The sequence below is a fragment of the Pseudaestuariivita sp. genome, assembly GCF_052825805.1.
In genome coordinates this window covers 286,618-310,494 of record NZ_JBRBVB010000002.1, presented here as the reverse complement: position 1 = coordinate 310,494, position 23,877 = coordinate 286,618, and the positions used below count along the sequence as shown (strand labels likewise).

The 23,877-nt window shown below is 66.4% G+C and carries 20 protein-coding genes; 7 read left to right on the top strand and 13 right to left on the bottom strand.

The genetic code is table 11. The annotated features are described in order from the left end of the window. The first annotated feature begins 22 nt into the window (after positions 1 to 22). Complete coding sequence (locus ACU0B3_RS02565) at positions 23 to 943, top strand: ATP-grasp fold amidoligase family protein (protein WP_446259241.1); 921 nt, start codon at positions 23 to 25, stop codon at positions 941 to 943. A gap of 60 nt (positions 944 to 1,003) precedes the next feature. Here ACU0B3_RS02565 and rpsI read toward each other — a convergent pair whose 3' ends face one another. Together rpsI and rplM are read right to left on the bottom strand one after the other, a co-directional pair. Beyond that, positions 1,004 to 1,507, bottom strand: coding sequence for a 30S ribosomal protein S9 (rpsI, locus tag ACU0B3_RS02560; RefSeq protein ID WP_446259240.1), 504 nt, complete (start codon positions 1,505 to 1,507; stop codon positions 1,004 to 1,006). Beyond that, a complete protein-coding gene (rplM, locus tag ACU0B3_RS02555) occupies positions 1,507 to 1,971 on the bottom strand; it encodes a 50S ribosomal protein L13 (RefSeq protein ID WP_446259239.1) in 465 nt (154 codons plus the stop codon). Before rplM ends, rpsI begins: the two co-directional genes overlap by 1 nt. A gap of 205 nt (positions 1,972 to 2,176) precedes the next feature. Between rplM and ACU0B3_RS02550 the strand changes: the two genes are divergently transcribed. Both ACU0B3_RS02550 and ACU0B3_RS02545 read left to right on the top strand, forming a co-directional pair. Next, positions 2,177 to 2,482 carry a hypothetical protein gene (locus tag ACU0B3_RS02550; RefSeq protein ID WP_446259238.1) on the top strand — a complete coding sequence of 102 codons (306 nt, stop codon included), beginning with the start codon at positions 2,177 to 2,179 and terminating at the stop codon, positions 2,480 to 2,482. After that, the gene (locus ACU0B3_RS02545; protein ID WP_446259237.1) at positions 2,482 to 3,513 is read left to right on the top strand and encodes a hypothetical protein; all 1,032 of its coding nucleotides are present in this window, start codon (positions 2,482 to 2,484) and stop codon (positions 3,511 to 3,513) included. Before ACU0B3_RS02550 ends, ACU0B3_RS02545 begins: the two co-directional genes overlap by 1 nt. Positions 3,514 to 3,617: 104 nt before the next feature. Here ACU0B3_RS02545 and ACU0B3_RS02540 read toward each other — a convergent pair whose 3' ends face one another. Next, positions 3,618 to 4,043, bottom strand: a complete 426-nt coding sequence (locus ACU0B3_RS02540; protein ID WP_446259236.1) for a PaaI family thioesterase — start codon at positions 4,041 to 4,043, stop codon at positions 3,618 to 3,620. On the opposite strand from ACU0B3_RS02540, the gene ACU0B3_RS02535 reads away from it, so the two are divergent. The 3 genes from ACU0B3_RS02535 (at position 4,042) to trmFO (ending at position 7,970) form a co-directional block, all read left to right on the top strand. Then, positions 4,042 to 4,887, top strand: coding sequence for an enoyl-CoA hydratase (locus tag ACU0B3_RS02535; RefSeq protein ID WP_446259235.1), 846 nt, complete (start codon positions 4,042 to 4,044; stop codon positions 4,885 to 4,887). The two genes, ACU0B3_RS02540 and ACU0B3_RS02535, sit on opposite strands and share 2 nt — an antisense overlap. Positions 4,888 to 5,146: 259 nt before the next feature. Further along, complete coding sequence (locus ACU0B3_RS02530; protein WP_446259234.1) at positions 5,147 to 6,493, top strand: cytochrome-c peroxidase; 1,347 nt, start codon at positions 5,147 to 5,149, stop codon at positions 6,491 to 6,493. A gap of 121 nt (positions 6,494 to 6,614) precedes the next feature. Continuing rightward, positions 6,615 to 7,970, top strand: a complete 1,356-nt coding sequence (gene trmFO / locus ACU0B3_RS02525) for a methylenetetrahydrofolate--tRNA-(uracil(54)-C(5))-methyltransferase (FADH(2)-oxidizing) TrmFO (RefSeq protein ID WP_446259233.1) — start codon at positions 6,615 to 6,617, stop codon at positions 7,968 to 7,970. A gap of 169 nt (positions 7,971 to 8,139) precedes the next feature. Here the strand turns inward: trmFO and ACU0B3_RS02520 are convergent, their stop codons facing one another. Continuing rightward, positions 8,140 to 9,015: an NAD(P)-dependent oxidoreductase gene (locus ACU0B3_RS02520; RefSeq protein WP_446259232.1), complete on the bottom strand. Its 876-nt coding sequence runs from the start codon at positions 9,013 to 9,015 to the stop codon at positions 8,140 to 8,142. 98 nt (positions 9,016 to 9,113) lie between these two features. Between ACU0B3_RS02520 and ACU0B3_RS02515 the strand changes: the two genes are divergently transcribed. After that, entirely contained in the window at positions 9,114 to 11,582 is a 2,469-nt protein-coding gene (locus tag ACU0B3_RS02515) for a penicillin acylase family protein (RefSeq protein WP_446259231.1), read from the top strand. A gap of 70 nt (positions 11,583 to 11,652) precedes the next feature. Here the strand turns inward: ACU0B3_RS02515 and hflX are convergent, their stop codons facing one another. From hflX to dusB, 9 genes are all read right to left on the bottom strand, one after another. Then, a complete protein-coding gene (gene hflX / locus ACU0B3_RS02510) occupies positions 11,653 to 12,945 on the bottom strand; it encodes a GTPase HflX (protein ID WP_446259230.1) in 1,293 nt (430 codons plus the stop codon). Then, complete coding sequence (gene hfq / locus ACU0B3_RS02505; RefSeq protein ID WP_446259229.1) at positions 12,942 to 13,181, bottom strand: RNA chaperone Hfq; 240 nt, start codon at positions 13,179 to 13,181, stop codon at positions 12,942 to 12,944. Before hfq ends, hflX begins: the two co-directional genes overlap by 4 nt. A gap of 124 nt (positions 13,182 to 13,305) precedes the next feature. Then, positions 13,306 to 14,832 carry a TrkH family potassium uptake protein gene (locus ACU0B3_RS02500; RefSeq protein ID WP_446259228.1) on the bottom strand — a complete coding sequence of 509 codons (1,527 nt, stop codon included), beginning with the start codon at positions 14,830 to 14,832 and terminating at the stop codon, positions 13,306 to 13,308. After that, on the bottom strand, positions 14,832 to 16,208 hold the full coding sequence (gene trkA, locus ACU0B3_RS02495; protein WP_446259227.1) for a Trk system potassium transporter TrkA: 1,377 nt from the start codon (positions 16,206 to 16,208) through the stop codon (positions 14,832 to 14,834). Before trkA ends, ACU0B3_RS02500 begins: the two co-directional genes overlap by 1 nt. A gap of 193 nt (positions 16,209 to 16,401) precedes the next feature. Then, complete coding sequence (gene ntrX / locus ACU0B3_RS02490) at positions 16,402 to 17,814, bottom strand: nitrogen assimilation response regulator NtrX (RefSeq protein ID WP_446259226.1); 1,413 nt, start codon at positions 17,812 to 17,814, stop codon at positions 16,402 to 16,404. 17 nt (positions 17,815 to 17,831) lie between these two features. Further along, positions 17,832 to 20,081 carry an ATP-binding protein gene (locus tag ACU0B3_RS02485; protein WP_446259568.1) on the bottom strand — a complete coding sequence of 750 codons (2,250 nt, stop codon included), beginning with the start codon at positions 20,079 to 20,081 and terminating at the stop codon, positions 17,832 to 17,834. A gap of 189 nt (positions 20,082 to 20,270) precedes the next feature. Then, the gene (locus ACU0B3_RS02480; protein ID WP_446259225.1) at positions 20,271 to 21,650 is read right to left on the bottom strand and encodes a response regulator; all 1,380 of its coding nucleotides are present in this window, start codon (positions 21,648 to 21,650) and stop codon (positions 20,271 to 20,273) included. Positions 21,651 to 21,653: 3 nt separating this feature from the next. Continuing rightward, on the bottom strand, positions 21,654 to 22,739 hold the full coding sequence (locus tag ACU0B3_RS02475; RefSeq protein ID WP_446259224.1) for a two-component system sensor histidine kinase NtrB: 1,086 nt from the start codon (positions 22,737 to 22,739) through the stop codon (positions 21,654 to 21,656). Continuing rightward, positions 22,739 to 23,722 carry a tRNA dihydrouridine synthase DusB gene (gene dusB, locus ACU0B3_RS02470; RefSeq protein WP_446259223.1) on the bottom strand — a complete coding sequence of 328 codons (984 nt, stop codon included), beginning with the start codon at positions 23,720 to 23,722 and terminating at the stop codon, positions 22,739 to 22,741. The genes ACU0B3_RS02475 and dusB overlap by 1 nt, the downstream gene beginning before the upstream one ends. Between the last annotated feature and the right edge of the window lie 155 nt (positions 23,723 to 23,877).

The following is a 23,877-nucleotide window of genomic DNA, read 5'->3' as shown; positions in this document are numbered from 1 at the left end:
GATCCTTCGGAGCCCTCTTCCCATGCACATTCCCAAGCCGACGATCAACCGCTCGCGCCTCGGTGACATGGTGAACGAGGTGAAGATCGATCTGCGCTGCCGCCTCGACCACCTCCGCGGGTACCCGGCGCTCCTTGATATGGCAGAGCGCAGGCTCGGGTACAGGCCGAACCTGGCGGACCCCAAGACTTACAACGAAAAGGTCATCTGGCGAAAGCTGAACGACCGCAATCCGCTGCACCCGATCCTGTCGGACAAGCTGCGCGTGCGGGACGAAATCCTGCGGCGCCTCGGTCCCGAAACAGGGCGCAACGTGCTGACAGAGGTCTACGACACGACCGCCGACGCGGACGGATACGACTTCACGCGACTGCCGCCGAGCTACGTGGCCAAGGCCAACCACGCCTCGGGCTGGAACATCTTTGTCAAACCGGATGACCCTCTGGACGAAGCCCGCATGCGCCTCGAGATGCGCCGCTGGCTGCGCCGGTCTTATGGCAAGCTCAAGCACGAATGGGCCTACCAGGAGGTGCCGCGCCGGGTCATGTTCGAGGAATACGTGACCCAACCCGATGGCCGCGTGCCAGACGATCTCAAGTTCATGTTTTTTCACGGGGAGTGCCAATTCGTCCTCTGGGACGACGACCGTTTCGGCACATGGGCGCAGCACTACATCCGCCCCGACTGGGCGCCCTACGGATTCAGCTCACTCGAGCTCGTCAAGCGGGATCTTCCCCCGAAACCAAAGCTTTACGACGAGATGCTCAGGCTCGCCTCGGTCATGGCAAAGGACCTCGACAACGTCCGCGTCGACTTCCTCTTTACCGAGGACCGCATACTTTTGAACGAGATGACCCTCTACCGCGGCAGCGGCATGAACCCCTTCGATCCCCCCGAATGGGACCGCCACTTTGGCGATTTGTGGACGCTGCCAAAGGTGTGAGGCGACACAAAAAGGGCGGCCACTTGGACCGCCCTCTCGCAAACTCTTGGTATCCCAAACTTAACGCTTGGAGAACTGGAAGCTCCGGCGTGCCTTGCGCTTACCGTATTTCTTGCGCTCGACCACGCGGCTGTCGCGGGTGAGAAAGCCCGCGGCCTTGAGCGCGCCGCGCAGGGACGGGTCGTAGAGCTGCAGCGCCTTGGAGATGCCGTGCTTGACCGCGCCGGCCTGGCCCGAGAGGCCGCCGCCTTTGACCGTCGCCATCACGTCGAACTGGTCCTCGACCCCCGCCACCGTGAAGGGCTGGCGCAGGATCATCTGCAGCACCGGACGCGCAAAGTAGGCGTTCATCTCTTTGCCGTTGACCGAGACCTTGCCCGAGCCGGGCTTGATCCAGACGCGCGCAACGGCGTCCTTGCGTTTGCCGGTAGCATAGGAGCGGCCCAGGTCGTCACGGACCGGCTCGCGCGGCTCTGCCTCGGCCATGTCCATCGCAACGGCGGCGTCCGCGACACCGCTCGCCAGAGCGTCGAGCCCATCGAGGGATTTCACTTCATCAGCCATCAGCTTGCCACCCGGGTGTTCTTGGAATTCATGGATTTCACGTCCAGCACTTCGGGCGCCTGCGCCTCGTGCGGATGCTCGGTGCCGGCGTAGACGCGCAGGTTCGTCATCTGCTTGCGCGACAGGCGGTTGCCCGGCAGCATGCGCTGCACGGCCTTCATCACCACCCGTTCGGGGTGGGCGCCCTCGAGGATCTGCTGCTTGGTGCGCGACTTGATCCCGCCGGGGTGGCCGGTGTGCCAGTAGTAGCTTTCCTGGCGCTTGTTGCCGGTCAGCTGCACTTTGCCCGCGTTGATCACGATCACGTTGTCGCCCATGTCCATGTGCGGGGTGAAGGTGGCCTTGTGCTTGCCGCGCAGGCGCATGGCGACGATCGAGGCAAGACGGCCCAGCACGACGCCCTCGGCGTCAATGATGATCCACTTCTTGTCGATGTCCGCCGGTTTTGCGGAGTAGGTTTTCATGGTCAGTCTCTTGATGCGGTGCGAGCCGGGCTCGCGGATGCTTGCGATGGCCGGGTTATACAGACCCCGCGCAACGCGTCAATGCACCAAGGCGAGATTTACACAAGCCTTATCAGTGGCTTACAATTACGGTATCAATATACCCCATACAACCAACCTCGAAAACATCTTGCAAAACTGCGGCAAAGCCCGCACGCACAGGCCCATGTTCGTCGAGCCCTTTATCATCGCCGCCGCGCTTTTGGCGGTGTCGACCGTGATCGGTCTGGCGGGCGTGCGCAAGCTGATCGAGGTCTACGAGGCGAACCACGAGCTCAAACGCGGCTCGGCGGGGTTCCTGCGCACGATGTCCGGCTGGGGGCTGGTGCTGCTGTGGCTCATGGCGGTGTGGTTTTGCGCCACGATCCTCGGCGATTGGCACGCGACGGGCGATCTCGACGGCGCGATCGAGCGGTCCTGGCTGCGCCTGCGCATCCTGCTCGAAATCGCCGCAGCCTTCGGGGACAATTGATGGCTGTCGCGCAAACGGACCTGCTCTGCACCAGCTGCGGCGGGCAATGCGCCTACGCGCCCGAGACGCAAAAGCTGACCTGCGCCAGCTGCGGCACCGCCCATGACATCGTCGACGAGGCGGGCGATCCGACCGAGGAGTTCCACTACCACCCGGGCCTGCCGCACACCGAGCAGCGCTTTGTCGCGCCCGAAACCCTGCACAGCTGCGAGACATGCGGCGGAGGCGTCGTCTTCACCGGCGCAGCTCTCTCGGAACGCTGCGCCTATTGCGACGGACCGGTGGTGCGCGGCAGCGCCGACCAGCGCTTCCAGGCACTCGGGCTGATCCCCTTCCAGGTCACTGCCGAAGACGCGCAGGCCCGCGCCCGCGCCTGGATCGCCGGCCGCCTCGCGGCCCCTTCGAACCTCGGCGCCATCGTCGCACAAGGCCGCGTCGCCGGCATTTACGTGCCCTTCTTTACCTTCGACAGCCATGAGGCGATCGACTACTGGGCGAAGTATCGCACGGGCGGAAAGAACAGCGTCACCCGCACGGTGAAGGGCAAGATGAAGATCGCCTTCGACGACCTTCTCGCCCCCGCCTCGCCCCATATCACGCCGCTGATCCGCGATGGCATCCTGCACGACTTCCGCCCCGCGACGCTGCGCCCGTTCACACCCGCCTACCTTGCGGGCTTTGCCGCCGAGCACCACCACCTGAGCGTCAGCGACGGCCTCGCCTCGCTTGCGGACGACAAGGCGCTGCTGATCCGCAACCGCATCCAGCGCAAACACGGCTCCAAGCGCCTCTTCAATATCGGGTACAAGACGCACACTTCGGGCATCCACTACCGCCGCATCCTGTTGCCGGCCTGGATCCTGCACTACACCTACAACGGCACGCCCAAACGCGTCGTCGTCTGCGGCCTGCACGGACGCACCTTCGGCGAGCGCCCCTTTTCCCGGGCCAAGCTCGCCGCCTACGCCGCCGCCCTTTCGATGCTCGCCATCGTCACCGGCTGGCTCTGGGGCGCCGCCGGCTTCCTCTGAACGCGCTCCGCTCTGGCCCGCATCAAGACACCGCCCGCTCACTTAAGGGCGCCTCGCTCCAGCTTCATCTTCCCAGATAAACTCCCGCCGGAGGCTCCCGCACGTCACACCCGCGCAGGTGGTATCGCATAGGTCATCGACGCCCGTGCCACAGGCGCCTCCACACCGTCCGAGTAGATCAGACAATCGCCCACCGCGAGCGCACGCCCAAGCTTCAAAAGCCGCGTCTCGCACAGCAAATCCACCCCGGCAGCCGGCTTGCGCATGAAATCCATCGAGATGTTCGTCGTGACCGCCAGCGCCTGCGGCCCGATCATCGCCAGCGTCGCGAGATAGACCGAGACATCCGCCAGCGCGAACATCGACGGCCCCGACACCGTGCCGCCCGGACGCAGATGCTTCTCGGCCACCACCAGCCGCACGGTCAGGGCCATCGGCGCCACCGACACGATCTTGAAATCGTCACAGACCTGCGGAAAGGCTGAGGCCAGAAACGCCTCCAGCGCGCCTGCGTCCATTTTCAGCTCCATGCCCTTCCCTCTCACCGGCCCCTCGCCTACCGTGACGCGCAGAGCGAGGGAGGACAAGATGGCGCTTGTGCTGCGAGAGGACCGGACGGGCGTGGCCCGGCTGACGATGAACGCGCCCGAGCGGCTCAACGCGCTCTCGGACGAGATGCTCGCCGCCCTGCACGAGGCGCTCGACCAGGTCGCGGGCGATCCAGCAGTAAAGGCGGTGACCCTCGCTGGCGCTGGTAAGGCGTTCTGCGCCGGACATGACCTCAAACAAATGCAGGCCGGACGCCAATCAGAGGACGGCGGCGCCGCCTATTTCAAGGATCTCTTCGACCGCTGCACCGCGCTCATGCAGCGCATCCGCACCCTGCCCCAGCCGGTCATCGCCCAGGTCCACGGCATCGCCACCGCCGCCGGCTGCCAGCTTGTTGCGACCTGCGATCTCGCCATCGCCGCAGAGGGCACGAAGTTCGGCGTGAACGGCGTCAACATCGGCCTTTTCTGCTCGACCCCAATGGTGGCGCTCAGCCGCAACATCCCGCGCAAACAGGCGTTCGAGATGCTGACCACCGGCCAGTTCATCGAGGCCGCCCGCGCCGCCGAGCTCGGCCTCATCAACCGCGCCGTCCCGGCCGACGACCTGCCGGCCGCCACGCAGGAGCTCGCCGAAACCATCGCCGCCAAGCTCGCCAGCGCCGTGCGCATCGGCAAGCACGCGTTCTACGACCAGCTCGAAATGGACATCGCCAGCGCCTATGCCTTTACCGGCGATGTGATGGTCACCAACCTCGCCGAGCCGGACACCGCCGAAGGCATGGCCGCTTTCCTCGAAAAGCGCCGCCCCGACTGGCAGAGCTAGGCGCAAGGCACACCGCGCCTTGACCCCGATCAACAAAGGCTCACGTCGGTCAATATAGTTGCACGGCTGAGAACAAACGGCTGCGACAAAACGGCCCGCGCGCCTGCGCCCCGGTCCGTTAACCATAAGTTATCCCTCACAAACCGCCTTTGTTGCTAAGACAGAAACGCTGTGTTTCCAAGGTAATGTCTTTGAGGCGCACCCGCCCCGCGCAAAGCTGATCACATATTTGTGAAGCCTTATTCAGCGAGGGACCGTCATGGGCCGTGCTTTGAACCCACGTACATTTCTGGCAGGCGCCGCATGTCTGGCCGCCAGCATCGCGCAGGCCGACACCCTGCCCCGCGCCCTCGAGCCTGCCGACTTCTTCGACATCGACATCGAGATGGCCGCCATCGGGCGCAACCTCTTCTTTGACAAGGTCCTGTCGGGCAACGACAACATCTCCTGCTCGACCTGCCACCACCCGGCGCTCGGCACCGGCGACGGCATGGCCCTCCCCTTGGGCGAAGGCGGCGTGGGCCTCGGCCATACCCGCATCGCGACGGACACCAACATCCCGCTCATGCGGGTGCCGCGCAACGCGCCGCCGCTCTTCAACCTGGGCGCGCGGGGCTTCGAGGTCTTCTTCCAGGACGGGCGCATGACCCGCGACCGCGACGCGCCCTTCGGCATTCAAATGCCCAAGGGCAACACGCTTGAGCGGCGCATGCCGACGATGCTGAGCGCGCAGAACCTGCTGCCGATCCTCAACGTCGAGGAAATGGCCGGGCAGCCCGACGAAAACGCCATTGGACTTGCCGTCGCGGAAAACCGCCTGACCGGAGAAGGCGGCGCCTGGGATCTCATCGCCAAAAAGGTCGAGGCGATCCCGGAATACCGCCAGGCGTTCGACTGGATCATCGGCCCGGACGAGCCTTTGCACATCAGCCACATCGGCATCGCGCTCAGCTCGTTCATCTCCTACGAGTTCCGCGCCGCCAACACGCCCTTCGACCGCTACCTGCGCGGCGACAACGGCGCGCTGACCGACGTGCAGATGCAGGGGATGGAGCTCTTTTACGGCGACGCCGGCTGCGCCAGCTGCCACTCCGGCACGCTCATGTCCGACTTCGGCATGCACGCGCTCGCGCTGCCGCAATTCGGGCCGGGCAAGCGCGAGAACCCCGATTTCCCGCATGCCGACGAGGGCCATATGCGCGCCTCGGGCGCCTACAAGGACATCTACACGTTCCGCACGCCGATGCTGCGCAATGTCGCCCTGACGGCGCCCTATGGCCATAACGGCGCATTCACCTCGCTCGAAGGCATCGTGCGCCACCACCTCAACCCGATCCAGTCGCTCGGCACGTTCGACCGCGATCAGGTGCTGCTGCACGACGTGCCCTCGTTCACCGACGATTGGGTCGCGCTCGATGCGGTGAACGAGACGCTCCAGATCGCTGCCGCCGTGTCGATCGCGCCGGTCGAACTCGAAGACGCAGAGGTCGACGCGCTCCTGTCCTTCCTCGAGGCGCTGACCGATCCCGTGGCCATCACCGGCCGGCTCGGCATCCCGCTCTCCGTTCCTTCGGGCCTCAGCATCGACATGCCCGCACAGCCCTAACCCCGTCCCGGACTTGATCCGGGACCTCCAAGCCACGCAAACTCCACGAGGCCCCGGACCCCGTCCGGGGCGAACATCCGTCGCGCTTCCCTTCCCTCCGCCCCGGCGCTACACCCGCGCCATGACAGAGGTTCTCAATATCGTGGGCGGCGGCATGGCCGGGTCCGAGGCGGCCTGGCAGGCCGCAGAGATGGGCGTCGACGTGGTGATCCACGAGATGCGCCCCAAAACGGCGACCTTCGCGCACCGCACGGGCGATCTGGCCGAGATGGTCTGCTCCAACTCCTTCCGCTCGGACGATGACGAGCAAAACGCCGTCGGCCTCCTCCACTGGGAGATGCGCGCGGCAGGCGGGCTCATCATGCAGACCGCCGACGCGCACCGCCTCCCCGCGGGGGGCGCGCTGGCCGTCGACCGCGACCCCTTTGCCGCGGCCGTCACCGCGCGCCTGACGCAGCACCCGCGCATCACCCGCGTCGACGCCGAGATCACCGACATCCCCGCAAACGGCCACTGGATCATCGCCACCGGCCCGCTCACCTCCGACGCGCTGGGCGCTGCCATCCAGGCCGAGACCGGTGCCGAAGCGCTCGCCTTCTTCGACGCCATCGCACCCATCGTGCACCACGAGTCGATCGACATGTCCAAAGCGTGGATGCAGTCGCGCTACGACAAGGGCGAAACCGAGGAGGAGCGCACCGCCTACCTCAACTGCCCGATGGACAAGGCGCAGTACGAGGCCTTCATCGACGCGCTGCTGGCCGCCGACAAGACCGAGTTCCACGAGGGCGAGACGGCCAAATACTTCGACGGCTGCCTGCCCATCGAAGTCATGGCCGAACGGGGCCGCGAAACGCTGCGCCACGGACCCATGAAGCCCGTCGGCCTCACCAACCCGCACGCCCCCGACGTCAAACCTTACGCCGTCGTGCAGCTGCGCCGCGACAACGCGCTCGGCACGCTCTTCAACATCGTCGGCTTCCAGACCAAGATGAAATACGGCGCGCAAACCGAGGTGCTCCGGCAAATTCCCGGCCTCGAAGAGGCGCGCTTTGCCCGGCTTGGCGGCATCCACCGCAACACGTTCCTGAACGCGCCCACGCTCCTCGACGCACAAATGCGCTGGCGCGAGCATTCCCACATCCGCTTTGCCGGCCAGATCACCGGCGTCGAAGGCTACGTCGAAAGCGCCGCCATGGGGCTGGTCGCCGGGCGCATGGCCGCCGCAGAGATGCTCGGCCAGCCCCTGCCGAACGTGCCGCAGGACAGCGCCATGGGCGCGCTTGTCCACCACATCACGGGCGGCGCGGAGGCCAAGACCTTCCAGCCGATGAACGTGAACTTCGGCCTCTTCCGCCCCCTCGAGGGCCTCAAGGGCGGGCGCAAAGGGCGCAAGGACCGGTACAAGGCGTACACCGACCGGGCCAAGGCTGCCTGGAGCGGATGGCTCGAAAGCCAAAGGGAGCACGCGGCTTAGACCGGGTCATGGGGGCCAGCCCCCATACCCCCGAGGTATTTGAAAACTAGAGAAGATAAGACCTCGTCCGTATTTCTTCTGGCGAGAAATATCCCGGGGGGCCGTTCGTTTGGCGCCATTGGGTCAAGCCCAATGGACGGCGGGCAGAGCCCCCATTTCTTTTGGAGCGTCAGCTATCCAGAGCGCGGAGGCGTTTGATGAGGGACGACGTGTCCCAGCGGCCGCCACCGAGGTTCTGCACGTCCTTGTAGAACTGATCGACCAGCGCCGTGACCGGGAGCGAGGCGCCGGTCTCGTTTGCGGTGGCAAGGCAGATGCCGAGGTCCTTGCGCATCCAGTCGACGGCAAAACCGTGGTCGAACTCATCGTCGATCATCGTCTCGAAGCGGTTGACCATCTGCCAGGAGCCCGCAGCGCCGCCGCCGATCACCTCGACCACGTCGCGGCCATCGAGGCCGGCCTTGGCGGCGAAATGCAGCCCCTCGGAGAGGCCCTGCACGAGGCCCGCGATGCAGATCTGGTTGACCATCTTGCAAAGCTGGCCGGCGCCGCTGTCGCCGAGGCGTTTGCAAAGCTTGGCGTATCCGTCGATCACCGGCGCGGCGCGGTCGTAGGCGGCGGCGTCACCGCCGCACATCACCACGAGCTGCGCGTTCTCCGCCCCCGCCTGTCCGCCCGAAATCGGTGCGTCGACAAAGTGGAGACCCTTTTCTTGCGCCGCGTCGCAAAGTTCGCGTGTAACGGCGGCAGAGACAGTGGTGTGGTCGACGAAAACTGCATCGCTGGACATGCCGGCAAAAGCGCCCTCGTCGCCGAGGCAGACCGAGCGCAGGTCATCATCATTGCCCACGCAGGCCATCACGAACTCCGCGCCTTTGGCAGCTTCGGCGGGCGTTGCGGCATGCGCGCCGCCATGCTCCTTGGCCCAGGCTTCGGCCTTGGACGCGGTGCGGTTGTAGACGGTGACCTCGTGACCCGCGGCCTGCAGATGTCCGGCCATGGGCGCGCCCATCACGCCAAGCCCCAAAAACGCAACCTTTGCCATCGCCCTGATCCTTTCCGTTTCAATTCGCTCTCGACTGTCCCGCGCCATGCCGTGTAACGCAAGGACGCGCAAGCCTGCAGACCGCTTTGGGAGGCATCATGGGGTTGATCTTTCGCTGGCTCTTCCGCCTGACGGGCGTGGTGCTGCTGATCGTGCTGGTCGCCCTGGTGGCGGTCTACTACCTCGCGTCGCGCTCGCTGCCGAGCTACACCAAGGAGGTGCCGGCAGTGGGTCTGGAGGCGCCGCTCGAGATCGTGCGCAACAACGCCAACGTGCCGCATATCTTTGGCCAGAGCGATGCGGACGTGTTCCTCGGCCTCGGCTATGCCCATGCGCAGGACCGGCTCTGGCAGATGATGACGCTGCGGCGCACGGCGCAGGGCCGGCTGAGCGAGGTGTTCGGCACGCGCACGGTGGAGATCGACACGCTTTTGCGCCGGTTCGACATCTATCCGCTCAGCGTGCAGTCTGTGGCGGCGCAGACACCGGAGACGCTGGCGGCGCTCGAGGCCTATGCGGCGGGTGTGAACGCCCGCATCGACGAGATCAACCGGGACGCGCTGGGGCGCGGGGCGCCGGAATTCTTCCTCTTTCCCGGGCCCTTGGCGCCGTGGAAGCCAGCGGATTCGATTGCGATCATCAAGCTGATGGCGCTGCAGCTGTCGGCGCATCTCGAGGACGAGGTGCTGCGCGCACAGGCGTCGCTGTTGCTTCCCGACGCGGATCGGCTGGCGGACATCATGCCGGACATTCCCGGGGCGGGTGTCGCGGCGCTGCCGGAGTACGCGGAGATCTTTCCGGGTGTGGAGCCGAGCTTTGCCAGCCTCGACCAGACGCGGCATCCGCTCGACCCACGCCCCCTCCGCGGGCTGGGCGGCGCGTCGAATGCCTGGGCGGCGGCCTCGGCGCGGTCGGCGAGCGGCAGCGCGCTGCTCGCCAATGATCCGCACCTGGGGCTGACGGCGCCGACGATCTGGTATCTCGCGCGGCTCGAGTTGGAGAGTGGCGGTGTGATCGGGGGGACTATTCCGGGGATGCCGGTGGTGCTGGTGGGGCGCTCGGACCGTCTGGGCTGGGCGATCACCTCGTCTTACCTCGACGATCAGGACGTGTTCATCGAGCGGCTGAACCCCGCCAATCCCGAAGAGGTGGAGACGCCGAGCGGGTTTGCGCCGATGCGCACGCGCCGGACGATCGTGAACATCAAGGAGGCCGAGCCGGTCACGCTGACACTGCGGTGGACCGAGAATGGCCCGGTGCTGCCGGGCTCTGCCTACAACCTGAGCGCGATCACGCCGCCGGGGCATGTGGCGGCGCTGAGCTGGACGGCGCTCTCGCCGCGAGACACGTCGATGAGCGCGGCGCTGGCCTTGATGCAGGCAAAGGACGTAGACGCGGGGCTGGCGGCTGGGGAGCTCTATGTCGCGCCGTCGCAGAACCTGACGCTGGCCGACAGTGCGGGCAATGTCGCGATGAAGACGATCGGCGCCATGCCGCGCCGCGATGCTGCGCACCAGAGCCAGGGGCGTATTCCGTCGCCGGGCTGGATCGCGGCGAACCGCTGGCAGGGACGCCTGCCCTATTCGGCGAACCCGGAGTTTCGGATGCCGGTGGGCGGGATCGTCGGGAACACGAACAACAAGGTGGTCGCGCGCCCCTTCCCGCTGCACGTGAGCCACCGTTGGGGGGACAGTCAGAGGGTGCAGCGCTGGCAACTTTTGATGCAGTCGCGGGAGGTGCACACGCGCGACAGTTTCATCGAGGCGCAGCTCGATACGGTGAGCTCGGCGGCGCGCACGCTGCTGCCGCTCATCGGTGGCGAGCTGTGGTTCACCGGAGAGGCCGCGCCCGCCGGTACGCCCGAGCGGCTGCGCCAGGATGCGCTGCGTCTGCTGGCCGACTGGAACGGGGAGATGAACGAGCATCTGCCCGAGCCTTTGCTGTATGCCGCGTGGATGCGGGCGCTGCAGGACCGGCTGATCCGCGACGAGCTGGGCACGGTTGCGGATCGGTTCACACATGTGGAGCCTCTGTTCCTCGAGCGCGTCTTTCGCGATGTGGACGGGGCGTCGGTCTGGTGCGACGTGATCCAGTCGGCGGCGGTCGAGAGCTGCACCGACACCGCGCGCCGCGCTTTGGACGATGCGCTGGTCTGGATTTCGGACACCTACGGCGATCAGCTGGCGAGCCTGCGCTGGGGCGACGCGCACCAGGCGACGCACGATCACCAGACGCTGGGCGGTGTGCCTTTGCTGCGGTATTTCGTGAACATCCGGCAGTCGACGAGCGGCGGGGACCACACGCTCTTGCGCGGGCGCACCTCAGGTACTGGGGACGATCCGTTTCACAACGTGCATGGCGCGGGGTATCGCGGGGTGTATGATTTCCGCGATCCCGACAGCTCGGTCTTTGTCACGGCGACGGGGCAGTCGGGGCATCTTTTCTCGCGCCACTACGACGATATGGGTGTGCTGTGGCGGCGTGGAGAGTATGTGCCGATGTCGCTGGATGAAGGGCTCGCGCGGGCGGCGGCGGTTGGGGTGACGACGCTGGTGCCGATGGAGTGATTGGCTGAGGTAGTTGGGGGCTCTGCCCCCGGCCTTCAGCCTCCCCCGGGATATTTTCAGCCAGAAGAAGTTACAGGACGTCCTTGAACTGAGACGCTTGTTTCTTTGTCCAGCGGACGGAGACGGTGAAGCCTTCGTCGATTTGGGACTCTTCTTCGACGACGCCCTGGTCGAAGAGCCAGGCACGGGCGCGGCCTTGGTCGAAGGTGAGGTGCAGGGTCTCGGTGCTTGTGCCGGCGGCGAGCTGGTCCTTGATCGCATCCAGGAGCGGGTCCATGCCGGCGCCGGTGATGGCGGAGACGAGGTGGGTCTGATCGAGGCGCGCGGCCTGCGTGGTGGCGGTCTCGCGCGCTTCGGGGTCGAGCCGGTCGAGCTTGTTCCAGACCTCGAGCATCGGTTTGGTCTCGTCGACGCCAAGCTCGGCGAGGATGGTGGCGACGTCGCCTGCCTGAGCCTCCGTCTCGGGGTGGGAGATGTCGCGCACGTGCAGGATCAGGTCGGCGGCGAGGACCTCTTCGAGCGTGGCGCGGAAGGCGGCGACCAGCGAGGTCGGCAGGTCGGAGATAAAACCCACCGTGTCGGACAGGATCACCTCGGGCCCGTTCGGCAGCGTCACCGCGCGCATCGTCGGGTCGAGCGTGGCAAAGAGCATGTCCTTGGCCATGACCTCGGCGCCTGTCAGGCGGTTGAAGAGCGTCGACTTGCCGGCGTTTGTGTAGCCCACAAGCGCGACGATCGGGTACGGGACCTTGGCGCGGGCGGCGCGGTGCAGGTCACGCGTCTTGACCACCTTGCCGAGTTGGCGGCGCAGGCGTACCAGCTGCTCGTCAATGGCCCTGCGATCTGCCTCGATCTGCGTCTCGCCGGGACCGCCCACGAAGCCGAGGCCACCGCGTTGCCGCTCGAGGTGGGTCCAGGCACGCACGAGGCGCGTGCGCTGGTAGCTGAGGGCGGCCATCTCGACCTGCAGCACGCCCTCGCGGGTGGCGGCACGGTCAGAGAAGATCTCGAGGATCAGCCCGGTGCGGTCGAGGAGTTTGACCCCCCACGCCTTTTCCAGGTTGCGTTGCTGAACCGGGGTCACCGGGCCGTCGATCAGCACGAGCTCGGCCGCGGCGCCCTGAAAGCGCTCCTTGAGCTCGGCGATCTTGCCCGAGCCGAAGAGCATGCCGGGATGGGCGCGCGGCAGGCGCACGACTTCGGCGCCCGCGACCTCGAGCCCCGGCAGGGCGGCGGCGAGCGAAACAGCCTCCTCAAGCGCCAGCGCGGCCTCGCGCGGGCGGCGTTCAGAGGTGATGTCGGGATGCAGGATCCAGGCGCGCGTGTCGGGCGTTCCGGTGTCCTGCGGCGCGCCGCGCTTCAATTGTCGCCTTCACCGTCGTAGAGGTTGATCGGCTGGGACGGCATGATCGTCGAGATCGCGTGCTTGTAGACCAGCTGCGACTGCCCATCGCGGCGCAAGAGCACGCAAAAGTTGTCGAACCACGTGATCACACCTTGCAGTTTCACACCGTTGATCAGGAACACGGTCACCGGCACTTTGGTCTTGCGCACATGATTGAGGAAGGCGTCCTGGAGGTTCTGACGATCCGAAGCCATTGATTTAAGCCTTTTTTTGTTATGACCCCGCCGGGCCCCTCGTATCCGTCGCCAAGTATGTCGGCAGGTTGGAAAAGATGCCACCCCCAATTTCGGGGAAAACGCGCGGGCGCCGTGTGCGCGCCTAGCTGCGCCAGAGCTCGGGCGTCAAAAGCGCGATGATTGCCAAAATTTCAAGCCGCCCGATGATCATGGCTGCCGAAAAAATGAGCTTTGCCGGTGTGGTGAGTTGCCAGAGCGGGATCGGCGTTTCTGCCGCCGCCGTCATCAGCGGACCCGTCGTCGAGAGCGCCGTGACGCTGAGGATCAGCGCGCTGGCAAAGTCGAGTCCCGTTGCTGCCAGCGCCACCGCGATCACCGCCAGCGAGAGCGCAAAGAGCATGAAGAAGACAAAGGCGATGAACGCTCCCTTGCGCCGGATGCGGCGGGACTGGCCGACGGCGGCGCCGACAAGCGAGGGGTGCACGAGCCGGTCGAGCTCGCGGTGGCCGTGGCGGTAGAGCACGTAGACGCGCAAGAGCTTGACCCCGCCGGCGGTCGTGGCGACCCCGCCTCCGATCAGCGCGAGACCGAGCAGCAGAAGGCCCGACGAGGGCAGCGCGGACCAGTCCTGCGCGGCGAACCAGTCGCGGCTTTCGAAACCGGTCGTGGTCAGGAACGACAGCACGGTGAAGGCCGCCCCCCAGAGCGCGGAGAGCGCGCCCTCGACGCTGGTCTCGGCCAGCTCGTAGGCGCCGATCCAGTGGCGGGCAAAGAGAAAGAGCGTCACGCCGAGCACGAGCGCCAGGCCCAGCTTGAACTCCGGGTCGCGGCGGAGCGCGGCGCGCGTGCCGACAACCGTGTCGCTGGAGAACGTCAGGCGCGAGAGGCCGAGCACGAGAAATGCGGCGATGACGATCTCTCCGGCAAAGCCGCTTGGCGCTTCGGCGACGCCGCCGATGGCCGAGATGCCGCTGGTCGACAGCGTCGACATGGCGTGCACAAGCCCGGTCAGGGGCGCATCGCCCAGCCCCACGAGCAGCGCCCAGAGCGCGCCTGTGAGGCCGATGTAGACCGGCGCGAGGCGCTGGGTGATGCGCACGAGCCGAGTGGCGGTGTTCGCGCGCCGGGTGAATCCGCTGCCGATGGTGCGCGTGCCGGGCTCGGCGGAGCTGGTGACTTCGAACCCGCCAAGATGGCGCGGGGCGAGGATTGCCGCTGCTGCGATCCACATCAAGAGACCGCCCATCCAGGCCACCTGCCCGCGCCAGAGATGCAGCGTCGGGCTGAGCCGGCCTTCGGGGAAGAGTGGCGCGCCGGTGGTCGTGAAACAGGAGACCATCTCCATGTAGGCGCTGACAAATGTAGTGGTGCGCAGGGTCTCGTGGAACGGCACCGCCATGAGCGCGGGCAGCGCGACAAAAGCACCCAGCAGCGAAAAGAGCTGGTCGAGGCCGCGCCTTGAACGGGGGCGCGCGGAGACGGCGATGGCAATCAGGAGTGCCACCACCGAGCCGAGGATCGCGGCATAGAGGAAGGTGCGCGCGGCGTGGAAATCCTCGGTCACGGCGGCGTGCAGCGCGGGCACCAGCATCGAGAGGCTCGTGAGCCCCGACAGCACCACGAAGAACGGCAGCGACGTGATCCAGGAGATGCGGCGCGCCTGGTCCATCAGAAAAAGTCGATGGACACCTGGAAGAGCCGCTCGACCTCTGGCACGTCGGCGGCCATGGCAAAGACGACGATGGTGTCGCCCTCCTCGATGCGGGTGCTGCCGACGGGTTTGATGACCTTGTCGCCCTTGCGGATCGCGCCGACGAGCACGCCTTCGGGGAAGCCCACGTCGCGGATCAGCTGGCCGGCGATGGGCGAGGTGGAGAGGACTTCGGCCTCGATCACCTCGGCCTCGGCGTCGCCCACCGAGTAGAGCGCGCGCACGCGGCCGTGGCGGATGTGGCGCAGGATCGAGCTGACGGTGGTGGCGCGCGGGTTGATGTAGGCGTCGATGCCGAGCGGATCCATCATCGGCGTCATGGTCGGATCGTTCACCAGCGCGATGGCCTGTTTGCATCCCAGGGATTTGGCGCGGACGGAGGCGAGGAGGTTGGTCTTGTCGTCGTCGGTGACGGCGAGCACGGCGTCGGCGCGGGAGATGTTCGCCTCTTGCAGGAGCGAGATGTCGAGGCCGTCGCCGTTGAGCACGATCGTGCGTTCGAGCGCATCGGCGGCCCTTTCGGCGCAGGCGCGGTCGCGCTCGATCACCTTGGCGCGGATGCGCTCGGCGCGGCCTTCAAGCTCGGTCGCGACGGCGAGCCCGACGTTGCCGCCGCCGATCAGCACCACCCTTTCTTGTCTGTTGTGCGGCTTGCCGAAGATTTCGAGCGTCCGGGCCACGTCGTCATGGTGGGCCACCACGTAGGCGCTGTCGCCGGGGAAGAGCTGGTCGCGGGGCTCGGGCGCGAAGAGCCGGCCGTCGCGGCGGATGCCGACGGCAATGGCGCGGAGCGTGCTGAAGAGGTCGTTGAGCTGGCGCAGCGGCGTGTTGATGATGGGGCAGTCTTCGTCGATCGTCAGGCCGAGGAGCTGCGCCTTGCCGTCGAGGAAAAGCTCGGTGTCGAAGGCCGCCGGCACGCTGAGGCGGCGCAGGGCTGCGGCGGCGACTTCGCGTTCGGGCGAGATCACCACGTCGATGGGCATGTGCTCGCGCCGGTAGAGGTCCGAGTAGATCGCAGTCAAATAGCTTTGGGCGCGCAGCCGCGCGATCTTGCGCGGGATCTCGAAGATCGAGTGGGCCACCTGGCAGGTGACCATGTTGACCTCGTCCGAGTGGGTCGCCGCGATGATCATGTCCGCGTCGCGGGCGCCGGCGCGCGACAGGATGTCGGGGTAGCTGGCAAATCCGGTGATCCCCTGCACGTCGAGCGTGTCGGTCGCGCGGTGCACGAGGTCGGGGTTGTTGTCCACGACGGTGATGTCGTTGCGCTCACCCGAGAGGTGCCGGGCGATCTGCCAGCCCACCTGCCCGGCTCCGCAAATGATGACCTTCATGTCCGGCCCCCAACGCCGCGTCTGACGCCTCTTGCATGGCAGAGCGTCGCGCGGGGGTCAACGCGGGGGCGATGGGTGCAAGCACCCATCCTACGGGCTGCGGTTTCGGGAACGCAAAACCGGCGAGGTCTGGAGGGACGTCGCCGGCAGGTTTAAGGTATTTTTAAACCAGAGAAGCTGGACCGGGGTGCGGTCAGCCTGCCTTGCGCTCTTCGGGCTCGAGGCGCGCGATGCGGGCGCCTGCCTTGGACGTGGTGACCACGCCGAGCGATTTGAGTTTGCGGTGGAGGGCCGAGCGCTCCATCCCGACGAAGTTGGCGGTGCGGCTGATGTTGCCGCCGAAGCGGTTGATCTGCGTCAGGAGGTACTCGCGTTCGAACGCCTCGCGCGCCTCACGGAGCGGCAGGGTTGCGAGGGCGCCGGAGAGCACGACGCGGCTTTCGTCCTCGCCGCCTTCGGCCTCTTGCGGGAGCTCGCGCGCCTCGATCGGGCCGGTGCCATCGCCGAGGATGAGCACGCGTTCGATGAGGTTCTTGAGCTGGCGCACGTTGCCGGGCCAGACCAACGTTTGCATCAGCGCGATGGCGTCTTCGGCCAGTTCGCGTTGCGGCAGGCCCTGCGAGCGGTGGCACTGGTCGATGAAGTACTGCGCGAGGAGCGGGATGTCCTCGCGGCGGTCCTCGAGGCTGGGCACGGTAATCGGAACGACATTGAGCCTGTGGAAGAGTTCGCGGCGCAGCGTGCCCTCTTCGATGGCGAGGCTGAGGTCGCGGTTGGTCGAAGAGATGACGCGCAGGTCGACGCGCACCTTGTCAGAGCCGCCGACGCGGGTGAATTGCTGGTCGACGAGCACGCGCAGGATCTTGGACTGCGTGCCGAGCGGCATGTCGGCGATCTCATCGAAGTAGATGACTCCGCCGTGCGCCTCTTCGAGAAGGCCCGGCTCGATCCCGCGCTCGCCGCCTTCGCGGCCGAAGAGGACTTCCTCCATCGTGTCGGGCTCGATCGAGGCGCAGTTGACGGAGACAAAGGGCGCGTCCTTGCGGGCGGAATTGGCGTGGATGTAGCGCGCGGCGATCTCCTTGCCCGCGCCGGCGGGGCCGGAGAGCATGACGCGGCCGTTGGATTTGGTGACCTTGTCGAGGTGGCTGACCAGCATGCGGAAGACGGCGCTTTCGCCGATCATCTCGGAGGCGGCGACGTCGCGGCGCTTGAGCTGTTGGTTTTCGCGGCGCAGGCGCGAGGTCTCCATCGCGCGGCGGATGACCACAAGGAGCTGGTCGATGTTGAAGGGCTTTTCGATGAAGTCGTAGGCGCCCTGTTTGATTGCCGCCACGGCGATCTCGATGTTGCCGTGACCCGAGATGATGACCACCGGCACGCCGGGGTTGTCGCGCTTGACCGTCTTGAGGATGTCGATGCCGTCCATGCGGCTGTCCTTGAGCCAGATGTCGAGGATCAAAAGCGCGGGCGGCTCGGCGTTGATCGCCGCCATGCACTCGTCGGACGAGCCTGCCAGCCGGGTCGTGAACCCCTCGTCCTCCAGGATATCGCCGATCAATTCGCGGATGTCGCGTTCATCGTCTACGATAAGAATGTCGCTCATCTGTCTGTCCTCACACCTTATTTTTGATTTTGGTCTTGTTGGTTGGGTTGATCCGCGCGGGGCAAGCGGATCACTGCTCGTGCGCCCGCGTGGGACGCGTTTGTGAACACCGGCGCGGTTTCGAGCGCCAGCGTGCCTCCGTGTTCTTCGATGATCTTCTTGACGATGGGCAGGCCGAGGCCGGTGCCCTTGTCGCGGGTGGTCACGTAGGGCTCGAAGAGGCGCGATGGGTCCTCCGGCAAGCCGATGCCGTTGTCGTCGATGGTGATCGTGATGCTGTCCGCTTCGGGTGTGCAGGTGATCCGCACCTCCGCGGCGAGAGCCTCGCCAGTCTTTTCCTTAAAGGTTTCCGTGGCTTCGCCGGCGTTCTTCATCAAGTTTGTGAAGGCCTGGGCGATCATCGTATCATCGACGTCCACCATGAGCGGCGTGCCGGGGATGTCTGAGGTGAAGGCCACGTCGGGCTGGCCGGCGTCCTGCAGAAGCACGGCTGCCTTGAGCAGCTCGGCGATGTCGTGGGTCTTGAGGACCGGCTCGGGCATGCGCGCGAACTTGGAAAACTCGTCAACGATGCGTCGCAAGTCGTTGGTTTGGCGGACAATGACGCCGGTCATCTGTTCGAGCTGGTCGCTGTCTTCGCCCAACCGGGAGGCGAACTTGCGTTTGATGCGTTCGGCGGAGAGCTGGATGGGCGTGAGCGGGTTCTTGATCTCGTGCGCGATGCGGCGGGCGACGTCGCCCCAGGCGGCGGTGCGCTGGGCGGTTACGAGGTCGGTGACGTCGTCGAAGGCGACCACGTAGCCTTCGTTCTCTCCCTCGGCGCCTTCGCGCCGGGCCATGCGGACGAGGAGGTTTTCAGTCTTGCCCGCGCGGGAGACTTTGATCTCTTCCTGCACGGTGGCGGCGTGGCCGTCCTGAAGCTGTTCGAAAAGCGCGCCGAATTCCGGGACGGCAAGCGCGAGGGCCAGCGATTGCTGGTTTTCCTGCCAGTCGAGGAGCCGCTCGGCGGAGCGGTTGACGAAGGTCACGCGGCCTTGCGCGTCTAGGCCGACGACGCCGGAGGTGACCGACGTCAGCACCGAGTCAAAGAGCCGGCGGCGGCGTTCGATCTGGTCGGTGTTGGTCAGAAGGGTCTGGCGCTGTCCTTTAAGTTGGCGCGTCATCTGGTTGAAATAGCGCGACAAAAGGGCGATCTCGTCGTCGCCTTCCTCTTCGAACACCTGCACGTCGAGATTGCCGGCGCCGACCTGCTGCGCAGCACCGGTGAGCCGGCCCACGGGGCGCGAGAGGCGTTCGGCGAACCAGAGGCCAAGCCAGACGGAGGCGAGGATCAGGAGCACCGCGAAGGCGAGATAGAGGATGGCGAAATCAAAGAGGACCCGGCCCCGCTCGCTTTCCTTTTCGGCGTAGAATTGCGCGGTCTTTTCGGTCTCGTCGAGAAGGTTCAGCAGCGCCCCGTCGACGATGCGTGTGACATAAAGGTAGTGCCCGTCGTAGCCGCGGATCGGGACAAGCGCGCGGAATTCGTTGTTGTCCCAGTCTCGGATGAGATGCACGCCGCCCTCTTCGGCAGCGAGGATATCTTCGGGCGATGGGCGTTCGTAGTCAAAGAGATAGGAGCGCTCGCCCCGCGCGACGATCTCGCGGGAGGCGTCGATCAGGAAGGCTTCGCGCAGGCCACGCTGGATTTGCGTCTGGCCCTGACTGAGGATCTGGCGGGCCCGGTCCTCGAAGGCACGCGCGCCCAGCACGTTGCGCTGGATCGACACGAACCCGGCGAGCGCCACCGCATCCGCCTCAAGCCCGACGCTTTGATCGGTCTCATAGCTTTCCGCGGCCGCCTGCGAGGCCGCAACCACATCGCGCACGCGGTCCGAAAACCATGCCTCGAGACCCATGTTCACGCTTAGCGTGGCAAAGACCGCCACCGTGATCGTCGGGATCAGCGCCATGACGGCAAAGACACCCGTCAGGCGCAAGTGCAGCCGCGAGCCGGCGGATTGTGCGCGCCGGGCGGCGACGAGGCGCGCCACGCGGGAGAGCACAAGCGCTGCGATAACAAGGATATAGACGAGGTCGGCGAGCAGTACCACGCGCAGCCAGGACGACGATGCGTTTTGGTCGAGCGGGCCTAGGACGACGAAGGTTGCAAAGGCGAGGACCGGGCCGAGTAGCACGAGACCCAGCGTGGCAAGGGTCTGGGCACGGCGCGTGCGGCGCAGGCGGCTCAGCTGGGCGAATACGCCGGCTGGCGCGGATGCGGGCAAAGACGCTGTCTGCTGCAGACCCGAAAGCGGGCCAGCTGATGTGCTGGTGTCGGTCGCCAAACTGCGCCCTCATATTCCAGGAGGCCGACCGAGAGGTGTGGATAACCCTGTGGACAACCGCCGCAAACCGCCATTTCCGTGATCATTCTGGGGAGTTTGTCCCTCTTGCGCCACGGTTCTGTTGCGGTTTTACATCAACTTGCGGCGCCGTGTCACGGAAATTTCGAGGTCATTTATCTTTTTTCTGAGCGTGTTCCGGTTGATGCCCAGAAGCTCGGCGCATTTGATCTGGTTTCCGCCGGTCGCGTCGAGGGCGATCTCGATCAGCGGCGCCTCGACCTCGCGCAGGATCCGCGCGTAAAGGCCGGGGGGCGGCAGCATTGCGCCGTGCAGGTCGAAATAGCGCCGGAGGTGCCGGGCGATCGAGGCGGAAAGCTTTTCGGTGTCGACCGGCGCGCCACCGGTCAGCGCCGGCTCGGTTTCGGGCTGGTGACCCAGTACCAGCTCGACCTCGGTCTTGGAGATGTCTTCATTCTGCGCGGTCAGCGATAGGCGCCGGCAGGCGTTCTCGAGCTGGCGGACGTTGCCGGGCCAGGAATACTGGCGCACCAGCTCGGCGGCCGCTCCAGACAGCTGGCGGCGCGGCAGGCCCTCGCGTTCGGCGCGCAGGAAGAAGTGCTCGGCCAGAAGCGGGATGTCCTCGACCCGTTCCCGGAGCGCCGGGACGTGCAGCGCCGCACCGGACAGGCGATAGTAGAGGTCCTGCCGGACCCGGCCTGCGTCCATCGCCTGGTTGAGGTCCTGCTGGGAGGTTGCCATGAAGCGCGGCACCTGCTCGCCGAGGCCATCCATCATGCGCACGATGCGGGTCTGGAGCTCGTCGGGGATCTCGCCGATTTCTTCGATCAGGACGGTGCCGCCGCGGGCCTTGGCGAGGCTGCGCATGGGGCCTTCGAGGTCCTGTAGGTCGCTGGCGGAGACGGTGACGAAGGGCAGCGTACGGCGGTCGGAAAAGTCGTGGATGGCGCGGGCGATGAGCGATTTGCCGGTTCCGCTCTCGCCGGTGATCATCACCGGCAGGTCGGTGTTCATCACGCGGGCGACGAGCTGGTAGAGCGCCTGCATCGCCGCGGTTTTGCCGACCAGCGGCAGCTCGTCCGGCTCGGCGGAGACGACATCGTCGGCGGGCACCGAGGCGCGCTGCGTGCGCTGTTCGAGCGCCTTGGCCGTGCGCTTCATCAGGTCGGGCAGGTCAAAGGGTTTGGGCAGGTAGTCGTACGCCTCCGCCTCGGCGGCCTGGATCGCGGTCAGGATGGTGTTCTGCGCCGAGATCACGATCACCGGCAGTTGCGGGCGGTCCTGCTTGATCTTGGGCAGCATCTCGAGCCCATTGCCGTCAGGCATCATCACGTCGGAGATGACGACGTCGCCCTTCCCCTCCCCCACCCAGCGCATGAGCGTGGTGAGCGACGAGGTGGCGTGCACCTTGCACCCGGCACGGCTCAGTGCCTGGGTCAGCACCGTGCGGATCGTACGGTCGTCGTCGGCCACCAGAACAGTGCCATCCATGGGTCAACCCTCCTTGAGTTGCGCGCCGCCTGCGTCTTTGGCGCGGGGCAGTGAGATGCGGAAACGGGTGCGGCCGGGCACGCTGTCGACGGCCACCCAGCCGTTGTGGTCTTCGATGATCTTCGACACGAGCGCGAGGCCGAGGCCGGTGCCGTTCTCGCGCCCCGACACGAAGGGGTCGAAGATGTCGTCGCGGATCGCGGCCGGCAGGCCGGGTCCGTCGTCGATGATCTCCACCTGCAGGGGCAGCGAGCGCCCGGTCCCGTCCGAGCGGCGCAGGCGGTAGGAATGTTCGAAATACGTGCGGATGCGGATCGTGCCCTTGCCCTCCGGCGCGGCTTCGGAGGCGTTCTTGAGCAGGTTCAGCACGACTTGCAGCAATTGGTCGGGATCGCCAAGCGCGGGCGGCAGCGAGGGGTCGTATTCCTCGATGATCTTCATGCTCGCCCCGAACCCGAGCTGCGCGGACCGCCGTGCGCGGTCGAGCACGTCGTGCAGGTTGACCTCCTGCCGGTCGGGCGGGGAAAGGTTGCCGAACTGCTCCACCTGGCTGAGCAGCTTGAGGATGCGGCGGGTCTCGCCCACGATCAGGTCCGTCAGCTCCAGATCGCCGTTCGACAGGTTCATCGACAAAAGCTGCGCGGCGCCGGTGATGCCGGCCAGCGGGTTCTTGATCTCGTGGGCCAGCATCTCGGCCATGCCGATGGCGCTTTTGGCGGCGCTCTTGACGGTGTGGTTCTGGCTCATCCGGCTGCCGAGCTCGCGTGCGGAGATCAGCAGCAGCATGTGGTCCTGATGCGCCTGCACGGGCGCCATTTGCAGGTTGCACATGACCGGAGGGCGCGTGCCGGTGCCCACGTCCACGTCATTCACATAGAGCGGCGTGCCATTTTCGCGCGCGCGGGCGAGCGCCGCCTCGAGGGGCGCGTCGACGGCGAGCTTGTCCCACATAGGCTGACCCACCAAAGCTTTGGCCGAGGCGTTGAAGAAATCCTCCGCCGCCGGGTTGAGCGCCACGATCCGGTCATCCGCGCCGAGCACGAGCGCCGGCAGCGGCAGGGAGTGCCAGATGTCGTAGGGCGCCTCCATCAGGCGGCCTCGCAGGCAGGTTCGGTGAGCGCGGGCGCCAGATCGCGCATGACTTGCGCGGGGTCGCGGGCGGTCAGGACCTGCCGGCGCAAGGGCGCCGCCGTGCGCGCCCGGTCCATGTACCAGCCCAGGTGCTTGCGCGCGACGCGCAGGCCGAGGTCCGTGCCGTAAAAGGTAAGCATCGCCTCGTAGTGGCCGCGCACCATGTCGACGAGGGCCGCGCCTTTGGGGACGTGCGGCTTGGGCGTGCCGTGGAGCGCGTGCGCCACCTCCGCCACCACCCAGGGCGCGCCCTGTGCGCCGCGTCCGATCATCACGCCGTCGGCCCCGGACGCCTCAAGCGCCTGACGTGCGGTGGCCGCGTCCACGATGTCGCCATTGGCGATCACGGGGATCGAGACGGCCTCTTTGACATTGGCGATCGCGTCCCAGTCGGCTGTCCCTTTGTAGAACTGGCAGCGCGTGCGGCCGTGGATCGTGACCATCTGCACGCCCGCCTCTTCGGCGCGTTTCGAGATGGCGGCGGCGTTGTGGCTCTCGTCGTCCCAGCCGAGGCGCATCTTGACCGTGACCGGCACTTTGACAGCGCCCACCACCGCCTCGATCAGCGACAGGGCGTGGTCGGGCGTGCGCATGAGGGCGGAGCCGGAGTAGCCGCCCACGACCTTTTTCGCAGGGCAGCCCATGTTGATGTCGATAAGCTGGGCGCCCATGCCTTCGACCATCTTTGCGGCCTCGGCCATCCAGGCGGCGTCGCGCCCGGCGAGCTGCACCGAGGTGCGCGCCCGGTCGAGGCCAAGCGCCGCGCGCTCCCGCGTGCCGGGTTTGGCCTGCACCATCTCCTGGCTTGCGACCATCTCGGACACCGTCAGACCTGCACCAAACCGCGCGACAAGGTCGCGGAACGGCTGGTCCGTGATCCCCGACAGCGGCGCAAGCACCACGGGCGGGTCGGGCGGTAGAGAGGGCGAGACGGCGCTCAATGCTCAATCCTTGTGCAGATACCCTTAGGCAATAGGGCCGCATCTTGCGCCCCACAACGGCATTGGCACTTTGAGACGGAGCTCGCGCGGCTTTGTGCCTACTTATTAGGCAACAAGTCCGCCGTTGCGCGAAACCGCGCCGTAGCCTACCACCA